Raw genomic sequence first — 13,894 nt, 5'->3', positions numbered from 1 at the left:
GCCAGATCGCCGGATGTGTGTCTGCGGGGCCGCATTGCCAGCCTTGGGACCAGCCAGAAGAAGTGCGCGGATGGCGCGCCGTGATCGCGCCCACCCGGTCGTCCTCAGTTGCAGACCGGAGGTCGTTACTCCCCGGTTGCGGCCTTCTTCGCGGTTTTCTTTGGCGCGGTCGTCTTTGGGGCGGTCTTCTTGGCCGCAGCTTTCTTTGGAGCGGCCTTCTTCTTGGCGGGCGCCTTCTTCTTGCTGGTCTTGCCGGTCTTTTCCGTGATCAGAGCCACGGCCATTTCCATGGTCACATCCTTGGCGTCCACGTCCTTGGGCAAGGTGGCATTGACCTTGCCCCATTTGACATAAGGTCCGTAGCGCCCGTCGAGCACATTCACCGGGCCCCCTTCGGAGGGGTGCTCGCCCAGCTCTTTCAGGGGCGTCGCCGCCGCAGAGGAGCGGCCTCTGCCGGGATTGGCGCGTTTCTGCGCCAGCATTTCGACCGCACGGTTCATGCCGATTTCAAACACGTCCAGCGTTTCCTTGAGGTTGGCATAGACCGGTTTTTCCTCATCGGGGCGCTGGTGCATGATGTAGGGGCCGAAACGGCCGAGGTTCGCGGCCACCATGCCCCCGTCCGGGTGCTGTCCGATTTCGCGCGGCAGGGTCAGAAGGGTGACGGCCTGCTCCAGCGTGATATCATTGGGTCCCCAGCCGGGCAGGTAGTCCTTGTTTTGCTTCGGCAGCGAGGACCGCGGCGGCTTCTTGTTCTCGGGTGTCGCTTCGCCGCGCTGCACATAGGGGCCGAACCGTCCGGACTTCAGGTGGATTTCGTCGCCGTCGTCCTCGCCCAGTATCCGCTCATAGCCCTCGGCGCCCTCGCCTGAAATCGGGCGGGTATAGTTGCATTCGGGATAGTTGCCGCAGCCGACAAAGCCGCCTGTGCGGGAGGACTTCAGGTGCAGCTGGCCCGCGCCGCATTTCGGACAGAGGCGCGGGTCGCCGCCGTCTTCGCGTGGTGGATAGAGCTGCGGAGCCAATGCATCATCCAGCACATCCAGAACTTCGGAAATCCGCAGGTCCGAAGTCTCGGAGATCGCGGCGGAAAAATCGCGCCAGAAACTGTCGAGCAGTTCCTTGTAATCCTTGCCGCCCGCGCTCACGTCATCAAGCTGGTTTTCCAGGGCGGCGGTGAAATCATATTCAACGTAGCGCTTGAAAAAATTCAGCAGGAAGATGGTCACGATCCGGCCCTTGTCCTCGGGGAACAGGCGGTTCTTGTCTTTGCGAACGTATTCGCGATCCTGGATGGTGGTTATGACGCTGGCATAGGTCGATGGCCGCCCGATCCCCAACTCTTCCATCCGTTTGACCAGCGTCGCCTCGGTGTAGCGCGGCGGTGGCTGCGTGTGGTGCTGCAGCGCCAGTGTCGCGCCGTCGTCGGACAGCCGTGCGCCCTCGCGCCCGGATTTTTCGGCCTGTGCCGCGAGGCTCCCTGCAAATTTCAGGGCCTCGCCCTGCATGATCTGCGGCAGGCGCTTGTCGTCCTCGTCAACAACATCGTCGCGGCCCTCTTCGTAGACCCGCATGAAGCCATCGAACAGTACAACCTGACCGGTTGCCCGCAGCACCACCTGCTGGTCGGCAGAGCCGATGTCGACCGTCGTGCGCTCCAGTCGGGCGCCGGCCATCTGGCACGAGAGGGTCCGCTTCCAGATCAGATCATACAGTTTGCGCTGATCGTCTTCCGTGACCTTCAGGCTCCGGGCGTCGCGGCTCATATCCGTCGGGCGGATACATTCGTGCGCTTCCTGCGCGTTCTTGGCCTTGTTCTTGTAGATGCGCGGCTGGGCCGGCACATAATCCTTGCCGTAGCGGGTCTCGATCTCGGCGCGGGCGGCCTGCACGGCCTCGGGCGCCATGTCGATGCCATCGGTCCGCATATAGGTGATCAGCCCGGCCTCGTAGAGGCGCTGCGCGGTATTCATACATTGCCGTGCGCCCATGCCGAACTTCCGGCTGGCCTCTTGCTGCAGGGTCGAGGTCATGAAGGGCGCCGATGGGTTGCGCGCTGCCGGTTTCGCTTCCACCGACAGGACCGACAGCTTGCGGCTGGTGACGGCCTGGACCGCCAGCTCGGCCGATGTGGCGTTGCCGAGGCTGAATTTCTCCAGCTTCTCGCCGCCCAGAACGGTCAAACGGGCCTCGAACGACTGGCCGCGGGGGGTCGCCACATTGGCACGCACGGACCAGTATTCCTGCGGGTTGAAGGCTTCGATCTCCATCTCGCGCTCGACGATGAGCCGCAGGCAGACGGATTGAACACGGCCGGCCGAGCGGGCGCCGGGCAGTTTGCGCCACAGCACGGGCGACAGGTTGAACCCGACGAGATAGTCGAGTGCACGCCGCGCCAGATAGGCTTCGACCAGCGGCATATCGACCTGGCGCGGATTTTTCATCGCCTCGGTCACCGCATCTTTGGTGATCGCGTTGAAGGTCACGCGCTTGACCTCGGTGTCCTTCTTGATCGAACGGCGCTTGGTCAGCGCTTCCTGCAAGTGCCAGGAAATGGCCTCTCCCTCGCGATCGGGGTCGGTCGCGAGGATCAGGGAATTGTCGTCTTTCAGCGCGTCCGCGATGGCCCGAACATGTTTCTTGCTGTCGTTGCCGATTTCCCAGGTCATTGCGAAATCGTCATCCGGGGCGACAGATCCGTTCTTGGCCGGCAGGTCGCGAACGTGACCATAGGAAGCCAGCACTACGTAGTCGGAGCCCAGGTATTTGTTGATCGTTTTAGCTTTGGCCGGTGATTCAACGACGACGACTGGCATAAATTGGGGCACCTTTCGATACGGGTCGATACGGGTTCAATCGGCTCTATGGCCGGGCAAAATGTGTCGCGCAAGGGGAGAATGTCAATCCATACGAAGAAAACACTGTCCGGTCAGGCGTGTTTGGCATCTGTTTCGCACAAAATGAAATCAGCGTTTTTTCAGGATGACTCCACCCGGACCCCGGTCAATTTCGCCAGATAATTCAAGGTCCATCAGCACGGTCCGCACGTTGCGTGCCGGGGTATTGAGGTCTTCGATCAGCTGGGGTTCAGGCGTCGGAGCGGCCGCCAGCCGGTCGAGGATCTGCTGGTGAAGGGCGGCCGTCTGTCGCAGGCTGCGCCGTTCCGGTGGAGGGGGGGGCAGGTCTTGCAGGCGCCGTGGCGGTCGCGGCGCCGGGGGGGGCATGAGGTCCGGCAGAGCTTCGATCACATCCTGCGCGTTTCGGACCAACACCGCGCCATCGCGGATCAGCACATTTCCTCCGCTGGCGCGGGCGTCGAACGGGTGGCCGGGCACAGCCATGACATCGCGCCCCAGATCGAGCGCATCGCGGGCGGTAATCAGGCTGCCGGATTTGACGGCGGCCTCAACGACAATCGTGGCCATGCCGATGCCCGCGATGATGCGGTTGCGGGGCGGAAAATGGCGGGCCTGGGGTTGCAGACCCATGGGTTGTTCCGACAGGCGCAGGCCCTGAGCGGCGATGGCCTCTGCCAGGCGGGTATTCTCGGTCGGATAGATCACGTCGACGCCGCCGCCCTGCACCGCGATGGTGCCGCTGGCAAGAGAGCCGTCATGAGCGCTCGCGTCGATCCCGCGCGCCAGTCCCGAGACGACGGAGAATCCGGCCGCACCAAGGTCGCGGGCAAGGGAGTAGGCCATGCGCCGCCCAAGCGAGGATGCATTGCGCGCCCCGACAATGGCGACGGCCGGCCGGGTCGCCAGAGTTGGATCGCCAATCGCCCAAAGCGCCGGCGGTGGGTTTGGGATGTTGCTCAGATAGTCCGGGTACTCGGGATCCCCAAAACACAAAAGCCGCGCATTGGCGGCTTTTGCAGTTGAGAACTCGGTGTCTATTCTGTTGGTCGGGCATATTTCATACCCTTTGACACCTGCAGCCGCCGCCACTTCGGGCAGCATGTCCAGCACATTCTGTGCTGATCCGTACTCGGACAGAAGCCGATAGAAGGTCACTGTCCCGATACCACGGGAGCGCAACAGGCGAAGCCAGGAAAACCGCTGATCTTCCGTGGTGGGTGGGAGTGGGGGGTGAGTGGAAGAATGTGCTTCTTCGGTCATGCCCTAGCCTCGCCTTGTTGCAAGACAAGGTTTACGACTTCAGGGGTTAACAGGTGGTGAATATCGGAACAGTTTATCGAGATTTTTCACTATTTTTTCTTAGGGCATTGATTTTAAATCAAATAACGGGCCGTAGCTGCCGTGGTCCCAGTCGGCGGCCTATGAGGGACATGGTAAATTCGGGACATTCTCACCCCATTTTCAGCCGCAAATCGTCATCTTCGTAAAGCGATCGTAAATCGGCATGCGCGCAAAACGATGCGGAGGCCACAGATCATGTCGCCTCCGCAAATTCGTCTGACAGCACGGCTGACCGCTCGAGGGGCAAGCCAGTGCATATTCCTGGCCGAGGGGCGGCCTGGCGGCGGCTGACGTGTCAGGTCGCAGATCCGCCCACGGTCAGGCCGCCCATCAGGACGCTGGGCTGGCCGACACCGACCGGCACCCATTGCCCCTGTTTGCCGCAGTTCCCCATGCCGGGATCAAGCGCCATATCATTGCCGAGGCCGCGAATCTTCTGCAAGGCGGTGGCACCATCCCCGATCAGAGTGGCGCCTTTGACCGGTGCACCGACCTTGCCGTTCTTCACCCTGTAGGCCTCGGTGCAGGAGAAGACGAATTTGCCGTTGGTGATATCCACCTGGCCACCGCCGAACCCGACGGCCCAAATGCCGTCCTTTATATCCTTGATCAGATCCTCGGGCGCGGACTGCCCGGCCAACATATATGTATTGGTCATGCGAGGCATCGGCGCATGGGCAAAGCTCTGCCGTCGCCCGTTGCCGGTGGGCTCCACTCCCATCAGGCGGGCGTTCTGGCGATCCTGCATGAAGCCTACGAGAATACCGTCTTCGATCAATGTGGTCTTCTGGCTCGCGGTGCCCTCATCGTCGACAGAGATCGACCCGCGCCGGTCCGGGATGGTGCCGTCGTCCAGCACAGTGACACCGGGCGCGGCAATGCGCTGCCCCATGAGACCGGCAAAGGCAGAGGAGCCCTTGCGGTTGAAGTCGCCTTCGAGCCCGTGACCGATCGCCTCATGCAGCAGGATGCCGGGCCAGCCGGGGCCGAGAACCACGTCCAGCTCTCCGGCCGGGGCCGGCTCGGCCTCCAGGTTCACCAGCGCAATGCGCAGCGCTTCGCGCGCTTTGGCCTGCCAGTCCTGTGGCGCAATCAGACCGTCGAGACCCACACGGCCGCCGCCGCCGGCGCTGCCGCTTTCACGGCGTCCGCCATCTTCGACAATGACGGAGACATTGACGCGGGTCATCGGGCGCACGTCGCGGACGCGCACGCCATCGGCGCGCAGGATTTCAACTTCCTGAATGGAGGCCGCCAGGGAGGCCGAAACCTGCACCACACGAGAATCAAGGCCCCGGGCAAAGGCGTCAATCTCGCGCAGGGTGTCGACCTTGACCGGAAAAGCCTGTGCCGCAATCGGATCAGTGTCACTATAAAGTCGCTGGTTGGTGGCCTGCGGGGCAGGGGCCATTGTGCCGCCTCCGTGGCCGACCGCGAGCCGCGCAGTCTCGGCGGCACGCTTCAAGGCCGAGACCGACATGGTGGTCGAATGGGCATATCCGGCCACCTCGCCGCGCACCGCACGCAGGCCAAATCCTTCGGCGGCGTCATAGCTGGCCGTGCGCAGACGTCCGTCATCAAAGACCAGAGCCTCGGATTTTGTCCGTTCCGCAAAAATCTCTCCGTCGTCGGCGCCTTGCAGGGCCGCACGCAGTACCGGCAGGGCTTCATCCTCCGGAAGGGTGGTCTCAAAGGGTCGAAACGCGGTGGTATCCATCAAATGGGCCTCGATTTTTTTGTTCTATCTCAAGAAAGCGACGCTATGACGCGAGCAACCCTCTTTATAACCTCTCAAGAATATGATTTTTAACGGCACCAAAGACAACGGCTACGGTACGATTATTCACAATCGATTCCGGACACCGACACATGCAACGATCAAGCGATCAGGAAACGACATGAAGAATGCTTTGACGCTTTCGGGCTTTTTCGCCGCTCTCACGAGCCTTCCAGCAATGGCGCAAGAAGGACTGGAAACCATTGGGAAGCCGACCGACGGCCACCTCGGGTTCCAGCCGGCGGGCTCCGAACTGGCCGAAGGTATTCACAAACTTGACCACATGCTGTTGATCATCATCACGGTGATCTGCGTGTTTGTTGCGGGGCTGTTGCTGTATGCCATCCTCCGCTTCAACCGTCGCGCCAACCCGGAGGCGTCGAGCTTCACCCACCACACGCCGATTGAAATCGCCTGGACCGTGGTGCCGATCATCATCCTGATCTTCATCGGATCGTTCTCCCTGCCGGAACTGTTCCGTCAGCAGGAAATCCCCGAGGCGGATGTGACCATCAAGGTGACCGGCTACCAGTGGTACTGGGGCTACGAATATGTCGATCACGACTTTGCCTTCGACAGCTATGCCATCGGCCACAGCGCGACGATTACCGACGAAGAGGAGGCCGCCGGCGCCATCCCCTTCGTGCGCAGCGATATCATGGTCGCGAAACTGGCCGAAGCGGGCTACGCACCTGACGAATTCCTGCTCGCCACCGACACCTCCGTGGTTGTGCCCGTCAACAAGACCATCGTGATGCAGGTCACCGGTGCGGATGTGATCCACTCCTGGGCGCTGCCTGCATTCGGCGTCAAACAGGACGCCGTGCCGGGTCGTCTGGCCGAACTCTGGTTCAAACCCACCCAGGAAGGCGTCTACTTCGGCCAGTGCTCCGAACTCTGTGGCCAGGACCACGCCTATATGCCGATCACGGTCAAAGTGGTGAGCGAAGAGGCCTATGAGGCCTGGCTGAACGGTGCGATCGAAGAATACGCAGGCACGCCGCGCCCCTTCAAGGTTGCCTCCAACTGAGACAGCCGTGGCCCTGTTGCCTGACCCCGAGGGGGAGGGCCGGGGCCGATCCGATCCTGACTGCCCCTTTGAGACTGGCCGCGCGGCATGCGCGGCCGTCCCTGACGAAAGAAGAGCCTGAAACATGAGCGACGCCAGCCTCAACGCAAGCATGATCCGCGAAGACGACGCCTCGTTTGGCGACTACTTCGCGTTGCTGAAACCGCGGGTGATGTCGCTTGTGGTCTTTACCGCATTTGTCGGCTTGCTCGCGGCCCCCGTGGCCGTGCATCCGGTCATCGGTTTCTCGGCCATCCTGTTCATCGCAATCGGTGGCGGTGCCTCCGGCGCGCTGAACATGTGGTGGGATGCCGACATCGATCAGGTGATGAAACGTACCAAGGCGCGGCCGATTCCCGCCGGCAAGGTCGACAAGGGCGAGGCGCTGAGCCTCGGTCTGGCGCTGTCGGGCCTGTCCGTCATCATGCTGGCGCTGGCGACCAATATCTTCGCCGGAGCCTTCCTCGCCTTCACCATCTTCTTCTACGTGGTGATCTACACCATGTGGCTCAAGCGGGCGACGCCGCAGAACATCGTGATCGGTGGTGCGGCGGGGGCCTTCCCGCCGGTGATCGGCTGGATCGCCGCCACCGGGTCGATGTCCATCGAGCCCTGGCTGATGTTCGCCCTGACCTTCCTGTGGACACCGCCGCATTTCTGGGCCCTGGCTCTGTTCATGCGCAACGACTATGACATGGCGGATGTGCCGATGCTGACGGTGACCCATGGGCGCCGCTCTACCCGCAAGCACATCCTGGCCTATACGGTGATCCTGGCGATTTTCGCGATCGCGACGGCGTTCACCGGCGTCGGCGGGCCGATCTATCTGGCAGTGGCCCTGGTGCTGAACCTGCTGTTCCTGAAAGGCGCCGTGCAGATCTGGCGCCGCAACGAGGACCACTGCGAAGCCGACAACTTCAGGGTGGAGCGGTCTTTCTTCAAGCTTTCTCTGCTCTATCTCTTTCTGCACTTTGGCGCGATTCTCGCCGAGGCGCTGTTGAAACCCTATGGCCTGGGAGGCTGGTAACTGATGAGCCTGCGCAAGGAACATGAACTCCATTCACGCCGCAAAGGGCGCAACCTCGGTGTTGGCCTGCTGCTGGGGGCGTTTGTTGTCCTCGTGCTGTCGCTGACGATGGTCAAGGTCACATCCAGCAATTTCGCCTGGCCCGAAATAGACAGCGGAGAGCAAAACTGATGGCCATGAGCGGGCCCCAGAAAACGGTGGTTCAACTGGTGAGCGTCGTCGTGGTCATGGGCGCGCTCGCCTGGGCCTCGGTGCCGTTTTACAACTGGTTTTGCCGCGTCACCGGGTTTGGCGGGGTCACTCAGGTTGCCGAAGGTGCTTCTGACACGGTGCTGGGCCAGACCATCAAGGTCCGGTTTGACGCCTCCAAGGATCGCGGCATGCCATGGGAGTTCAAACCTGTTGAACGGATCATGGAACTGAAGATCGGCGAAACCGGTCTCGCCTTCTACGAGGCATATAACCCGACGGACCGGGCCATTGCGGGGCAGGCCTCCTATAATGTTGCGCCCTATTCGGCGGGTTATTACTTTGAAAAGATACAGTGTTTCTGCTTTAACGAGCAGGTGCTGCAACCGGGGGAGCGGGTGATGATGCCCGTGACCTTCTTCGTGGACCCCGAGATCGTCGAGGACCCGGAGGCAAAATATGTGCATACGATCACGTTGTCGTACACATTTCACGAGATCGATCTGCCAGAGGGCTTGGCCGCCCTCGACACCGGACAGACGTCCGGGGCAGAAACAGAACTGAACTAAGGCCGCTTTGGTGAGGGACACTTAAATGGCGCATGCTAAAAATCACGACTTTCACATTCTGCCGCCGTCGATCTGGCCGCTGCTAAGCGCTGTCGGCGCCTTTGTCATGCTCTTCGGCGCGGTGCGCTGGATGCATGAGATGAGCTCCTGGATCTTCTGGGCCGGGCTGGTTGCCGTTCTCTACTCCGCCTTCTGCTGGTGGTCCGAGACCGTGGCCGAGAACAAGGCGGGCGACCATACACCGGTCGTTCTGATCGGCCTGCGCTACGGGTTCATCCTGTTCGTCATGTCCGAGGTGATGTTCTTTTTCGCCTGGTTCTGGTCCTTCTTCAAACACGCCATCTATCCGATGGAGGCCTATGTCGGCACCGAATACGTGGCGCCGACGATTCACGCGGTGGATCCGTTCCACCTGCCGCTGATCAACACGCTGGTGCTTTTGCTGTCGGGCTGCGCCGTGACCTGGGCCCACCATGCCCTGGTGCATGACAACGACCGCAAGGGGCTGATCAATGGTCTTGCCATCGGGATCGTGCTGGGGGTCTTCTTCACCATTCTGCAGGGCTATGAATATGCCGAGCTGATCCTGCACGAGGGCTGGGAGTTCGGCGGCGACGAGTTCTACTCCAACTTCTTCATGGCGACGGGCTTCCACGGCTTCCATGTGGTTCTCGGCACCATCTTCCTGACGGTCTGTCTGATCCGGGCGATGAAGGGCGACTTCACCCCGAAACAGCACGCCGGTTTCGAGATGGCAGCCTGGTACTGGCACTTCGTGGACGTGGTTTGGCTGTTCCTGTTTGTGGCCGTCTACATCTGGGGCACCTCCGGCCTGTAAACCAGGGGCTCTGTCTGGTCAGGCTCTGCCGGGGCGGGCTCTGTGCCTCACGGACTTGAATGGCGGATGACAGTGTACCGGGTACATGATTGCGGTTTTCCTTTCCGCACTCAGGACGTATTTAACGAGGCGCGCGGGGATGACCCTGCGCGCCTTTGTTCATGACCTGCCTCGATCCAGCCCGTGACGGGCAGGGCAGGCGGGGCAAGCGGATCAGGAGCGACCAATGGGACGGGTGATCTTTCTCTGCCTGATAGGGGGGCTGGGGGCGGCGATACTGCTGTCTCTTGGCGTCTGGCAGTTGCAGCGCCTGGCGTGGAAACGCGACATCCTCGCGACCATTGAGCACCGCATCGCGGCCGACCCGCGCCCGCTGCCCCTGACCCCGGATCCGGTGGCGGACAAATATATGCCGGTTCTTGTGGACGGAGAGTATGACCCGGCGGAAATCCATGTGCTGACCTCGGTCAAGGACCTGGGAGCCGGATATCGGATCATCGCCGCCTTTGTCACGCAGACGGGCCGACGCATCATGGTTGACCGGGGCTTTGTCAAAAGTCGCGACCGGGATGCACCTCGGCCTCTGGGGCGGGCTGACCTTATCGGCAACCTGCACTGGCCGGATGAAGTCGACGGCTACACGCCCGCGCCGGAGCTGGATACCAATATCTGGTACGCCCGTGACGTTCCCCACATGGCAGAGGTTCTGAACACCGAACCGCTGCTGGTCGTCCTGCGCCGGGCACCCGGGGAGGAGGCCGCGCCGCGGGTGCTGCCGGTCTCGACCCAGGGCATTCCGAATGATCACCTGCAATATGCCATCACCTGGTTCTCTCTGGCCCTGATCTGGGTCACCATGACGGCCACTTTTCTTTTGCGTACGCGCGCCAAAACCTGACAGGATCTGACGCCATGAAATATATCTCCACCCGCGGCCAAGCGCCGGAACTCTCCTTCGAGGAAGCCATGCTGACCGGGCTTGCCCGCGATGGCGGCCTCTATGTGCCATCCGAGATCCCGACGCTGAGCCATGACGAGATCGCCGGTTTCGCCGGTCTGCCCTATGAAGAGGTCGCGTTTCGGGTGATGTGGCCCTATGTGTCGGGCTCGTTCTCGCAAGAGGAATTCAAAGGCATCATCGCCCGCGCCTATGCCGATTTCGGCCATGCCGCCCTGGCGCCGCTCAAGCAGCTGGACAGCAACCACTTCCTGCTGGAGCTGTTCCACGGTCCGACCCTGGCGTTCAAGGATTTCGCAATGCAGCTGATCGGCCAGCTGTTTCAAACTGCACTGAAGCGGCGCGGCGACAGTGTGACCATCGTCGGCGCCACCTCCGGCGATACCGGGTCGGCCGCCATCGAGGCCTTTCGGGGGCTGGATGCGGTCAATGTCTTCATCATGTATCCGCACGGCCGGGTCTCCGAGGTGCAGCGGCGCCAGATGACCACCCCGGTCGAGGCCAATGTGCACGCGCTCGCGGTCGACGGGGATTTTGACGATTGTCAGGCCGCCGTAAAAGACATGTTCAACGATTTCGACTTTCGTGATTCGGTGCATCTGGCCGGGGTGAATTCGATCAACTTTGCGCGGGTCCTGGCTCAGGTGGTCTATTATTTCACCGCTGCCGTGGCGCTTGGCGGGCCGCATCGCGAGGTCTCCTTCACCGTGCCGACCGGCAACTTCGGTGACATCTTCGCAGGCTTCATCGCGCGCCGGATGGGCCTGCCGATCCGGCAGCTGGTGGTGGCCACCAACCAGAACGACATTCTCCACCGCTGTCTCTCGGGCGAGGGGTATTTCAAGGGCGAGACCATCCCGTCGATCTCTCCGTCGATGGATATTCAGGTCTCGTCCAATTTTGAACGGGCGCTGTTTTATGCCTACGATCAGGACGGTAGCGCCGTTGCGCAGCTGATGGAGGACCTGAAGACCGGCGGCGGCTTCAATATCAGCCAGGGGGCCATGCAGGCGCTGAACGAAATCTACACCTCCGGCCGCGCCTCCGAGGCAGAGACATCCGCGACCATCAAATCAGAACTCGCCGCCTCAGGAGAGCTGCTCTGCCCGCATGGCGCCGTGGGGGTGAAGGTGGCGCAGGAGCATCTGCAGGGGGCGGTGCCGATGGTCACCCTGGCGACAGCGCATCCGGCCAAGTTCCCGGCCGCGGTGGAAGATGCCTGTGGTGTGCATCCGCCTCTTCCCCCCCGCATGGCAGATCTGTATGAAAGGCCGGAACGGGTGACCCGGATCGCCAATGATCTGGGCGCAATCGAAGATCATATCAGAAAGCACAGCGTCCATTGACCGTCAAACAAGACCGCCTGCCAAACGGGTTCCGCATCGTCACTGAACATATGCCGGGGCTGCAGTCTGCCTCTCTCGGTATCTGGGTTTCGGCCGGCGGGCGCCACGAGCGGCTGGAACAGAATGGCATCGCCCATTTCCTCGAACACATGGCCTTCAAGGGGACCAGGACGCGCAGCGCGCTGCAAATCGCCGAGGCGATCGAGGATGTGGGCGGCTATATCAACGCCTACACCAGCCGCGAGGTCACGGCCTATTATGCTCGGGTGCTGAAGGATGACGTGGATCTGGCGCTCGACGTCATGTCCGACATCGTGCTGAACTCGGTCTTTGACGAGCGCGAGATCGAGATCGAGCGCGGTGTCATCCTGCAGGAAATCGGCCAGTCGCTCGACACGCCCGATGACATCATCTTTGACTGGCTGCAGGAAGAGAGCTACCGCGATCAGGCCATCGGCCGCACCATCCTCGGCCCCGCCGAGAAGGTGCGCAGCTTTTCCAAGGAAGACCTGCGCCGCTTTGTCAGCGAACATTACGGCCCCGGCCAGATGATCCTCTCGGCTGCGGGCGCGGTTGACCACGACCGGTTGGTGAAGGCCGCCGAGGCCCTGTTTGGGGACCTGGAGCCGCAGAAACAGAACCTTTTGGAGACCGCCCGCTTCGTCGGCGGCGAGGTGCGGCGCGACAAGGCGCTGGAGCAGGCGCATGTGGCGCTGGCCTTCGAAAGCCCCAGCTACCGCGCCGATGACATCTACACGGCGCAGATCTACGCCGCCGCATTGGGCGGGGGCATGTCGTCGCGGCTGTTTCAGGAAGTGCGCGAGAAACGCGGGTTGTGCTACACGATTTTCTCGCAGGCCGGCGCCTATGAGGATACCGGCATGATGACCGTCTACGCGGGCACCTCCGGGGACCAGGTCGGCGATCTGCTCGGGATCACGGTGGATGAGCTGAAGCGGGCTGCGCAGGACATGTCCGACGCCGAGGTCGAACGCGCAAGGGCGCAGATGAAGGCGGGCATGCTTATGGGGCTGGAAAGCCCCTCCAACCGCGCCGAACGTCTGGCCCGGCTGGTGCAGATCTGGGACGAGGTTCCCAGCCTCGAAGCAACGGTCGCCAAGATCGACGCGGTGACCACCGCAGACGTGCGCGCCATGGCGGGGCGGATCGGCTGCGAGGCGCCGGCTGCGCTGGCGCTCTACGGTCCGGTGGCTGCGGCCCCCGGTCTGGAGGAGATCGCCCGGAGGCGCGCTGCCTGATGTTGTTGTCCCGCCGGACGCTGAAGCTGGAAACAGAGCGGCTGACGCTGCGTCCGCCGGTGCATTCGGATTTCCGGCATTGGGCGTCCCTGCGCCAAAAGAGCCTGCAGCATCTTGTCCCCTGGGAGCCTGCGTGGTCACCGGATCATCTCACCCGCAAGTCCTTCACCAACCGCGTCTATTGGGCCAAACGATCGATCAGCCAGGGCTCGGCCCTGCCGCTGTTCCTGATCCGGCGCGCGGACGAGCAACTGATCGGGGCCATCACGCTGGACAACATCCGGCGCGGGCCTGCCATGGCGGGCACCATCGGCTACTGGACGGGGACGCCCTTTTCCCGGCAGGGCTATATGCGCGAGGCCATCGGCGCCGTGGTGCATCACGCCTTCACCCGGCTTGACCTCAGCCGGATCGAGGCCGCCTGCCTGCCCGAAAACGCCGCCTCGCGCGGATTGCTGGAACGGTCCGGGTTCAAATACGAAGGGGTCGCCCAGTCCTATCTGCAGATCAACGGCCGCTGGCGCACGCATGTGCTCTATTCGTCGCTGCGCAATGACCGCCGGGGCAAGACATTGGCGGGCCAGGCCTGAACCACCGCTGCGCGGCTGCACTGCAGTACTCCAGAAATTTTTCGTGACCTTCGTCCCATGCGGTCTATCCTCA

Annotated in this window: 12 protein-coding genes; 9 read left to right on the top strand and 3 right to left on the bottom strand. The window is 62.2% G+C overall.

Features of this window, described 5'->3' with window-relative positions:
• Nucleotides 1–125 precede the first annotated feature (125 nt).
• From topA to tldD, 3 genes are all read right to left on the bottom strand, one after another.
• Nucleotides 126–2,816, bottom strand: a complete 2,691-nt coding sequence (topA, locus tag FGE21_RS12125; RefSeq protein WP_139663560.1) for a type I DNA topoisomerase — start codon at nt 2,814–2,816, stop codon at nt 126–128.
• A gap of 150 nt (nt 2,817–2,966) precedes the next feature.
• Nucleotides 2,967–4,118, bottom strand: a complete 1,152-nt coding sequence (dprA, locus tag FGE21_RS12120) for a DNA-processing protein DprA (RefSeq protein WP_139663559.1) — start codon at nt 4,116–4,118, stop codon at nt 2,967–2,969.
• Between the two features lie 376 nt (nt 4,119–4,494).
• A complete protein-coding gene (gene tldD, locus FGE21_RS12115; RefSeq protein ID WP_139663558.1) occupies nt 4,495–5,916 on the bottom strand; it encodes a metalloprotease TldD in 1,422 nt (473 codons plus the stop codon).
• 181 nt (nt 5,917–6,097) lie between these two features.
• Here tldD and coxB point away from each other — a divergent pair, with 181 nt between their 5' ends.
• The 9 genes from coxB to FGE21_RS12070 all read left to right on the top strand — a co-directional run bounded on the left by coxB (nt 6,098) and on the right by FGE21_RS12070 (nt 13,821).
• A complete protein-coding gene (gene coxB, locus FGE21_RS12110; RefSeq protein WP_139663557.1) occupies nt 6,098–7,006 on the top strand; it encodes a cytochrome c oxidase subunit II in 909 nt (302 codons plus the stop codon).
• Nucleotides 7,007–7,130: 124 nt separating this feature from the next.
• Nucleotides 7,131–8,072, top strand: a complete 942-nt coding sequence (cyoE, locus tag FGE21_RS12105; RefSeq protein ID WP_139663556.1) for a heme o synthase — start codon at nt 7,131–7,133, stop codon at nt 8,070–8,072.
• A gap of 3 nt (nt 8,073–8,075) precedes the next feature.
• Nucleotides 8,076–8,243, top strand: coding sequence for a cytochrome C oxidase assembly protein (locus FGE21_RS12100; protein ID WP_139663555.1), 168 nt, complete (start codon nt 8,076–8,078; stop codon nt 8,241–8,243).
• Nucleotides 8,243–8,830 carry a cytochrome c oxidase assembly protein gene (locus tag FGE21_RS12095; protein WP_139663554.1) on the top strand — a complete coding sequence of 196 codons (588 nt, stop codon included), beginning with the start codon at nt 8,243–8,245 and terminating at the stop codon, nt 8,828–8,830. The genes FGE21_RS12100 and FGE21_RS12095 overlap by 1 nt, the downstream gene beginning before the upstream one ends.
• A gap of 25 nt (nt 8,831–8,855) precedes the next feature.
• Complete coding sequence (locus tag FGE21_RS12090) at nt 8,856–9,668, top strand: cytochrome c oxidase subunit 3 (protein ID WP_139663553.1); 813 nt, start codon at nt 8,856–8,858, stop codon at nt 9,666–9,668.
• A gap of 226 nt (nt 9,669–9,894) precedes the next feature.
• The gene (locus tag FGE21_RS12085) at nt 9,895–10,566 is read left to right on the top strand and encodes an SURF1 family protein (RefSeq protein WP_139663552.1); all 672 of its coding nucleotides are present in this window, start codon (nt 9,895–9,897) and stop codon (nt 10,564–10,566) included.
• 14 nt (nt 10,567–10,580) lie between these two features.
• Nucleotides 10,581–11,972: a threonine synthase gene (gene thrC, locus FGE21_RS12080; protein WP_139663551.1), complete on the top strand. Its 1,392-nt coding sequence runs from the start codon at nt 10,581–10,583 to the stop codon at nt 11,970–11,972.
• Entirely contained in the window at nt 11,969–13,231 is a 1,263-nt protein-coding gene (locus tag FGE21_RS12075) for a pitrilysin family protein (RefSeq protein ID WP_139663550.1), read from the top strand. Before thrC ends, FGE21_RS12075 begins: the two co-directional genes overlap by 4 nt.
• Nucleotides 13,231–13,821: a GNAT family N-acetyltransferase gene (locus tag FGE21_RS12070; RefSeq protein ID WP_139663549.1), complete on the top strand. Its 591-nt coding sequence runs from the start codon at nt 13,231–13,233 to the stop codon at nt 13,819–13,821. The genes FGE21_RS12075 and FGE21_RS12070 overlap by 1 nt, the downstream gene beginning before the upstream one ends.
• Nucleotides 13,822–13,894 lie beyond the last annotated feature (73 nt).

It is taken from the genome of Phaeobacter sp. B1627 (assembly GCF_006265095.1).
In the GTDB taxonomy this organism is placed as follows: domain Bacteria; phylum Pseudomonadota; class Alphaproteobacteria; order Rhodobacterales; family Rhodobacteraceae; genus Epibacterium.
This window is presented reverse-complemented; position numbering and strand designations above follow the sequence as displayed.

Bases quoted from the DNA above. Each gene is read 5' to 3' on its own strand.
- tldD (WP_139663558.1), bottom strand. From the start codon at position 5,916: ATGGATACCACCGCGTTTCGACCCTTTGAGACCACCCTTCCGGAGGAT.
- FGE21_RS12100 (WP_139663555.1), top strand. From the start codon at position 8,076: ATGAGCCTGCGCAAGGAACATGAACTCCATTCACGCCGCAAAGGGCGC.
- coxB (WP_139663557.1), top strand. From the start codon at position 6,098: ATGAAGAATGCTTTGACGCTTTCGGGCTTTTTCGCCGCTCTCACGAGC.
- dprA (WP_139663559.1), bottom strand. From the start codon at position 4,118: ATGACCGAAGAAGCACATTCTTCCACTCACCCCCCACTCCCACCCACC.
- FGE21_RS12070 (WP_139663549.1), top strand. From the start codon at position 13,231: ATGTTGTTGTCCCGCCGGACGCTGAAGCTGGAAACAGAGCGGCTGACG.
- topA (WP_139663560.1), bottom strand. From the start codon at position 2,816: ATGCCAGTCGTCGTCGTTGAATCACCGGCCAAAGCTAAAACGATCAAC.
- FGE21_RS12085 (WP_139663552.1), top strand. From the start codon at position 9,895: ATGGGACGGGTGATCTTTCTCTGCCTGATAGGGGGGCTGGGGGCGGCG.
- cyoE (WP_139663556.1), top strand. From the start codon at position 7,131: ATGAGCGACGCCAGCCTCAACGCAAGCATGATCCGCGAAGACGACGCC.
- FGE21_RS12090 (WP_139663553.1), top strand. From the start codon at position 8,856: ATGGCGCATGCTAAAAATCACGACTTTCACATTCTGCCGCCGTCGATC.
- thrC (WP_139663551.1), top strand. From the start codon at position 10,581: ATGAAATATATCTCCACCCGCGGCCAAGCGCCGGAACTCTCCTTCGAG.
- FGE21_RS12095 (WP_139663554.1), top strand. From the start codon at position 8,243: ATGGCCATGAGCGGGCCCCAGAAAACGGTGGTTCAACTGGTGAGCGTC.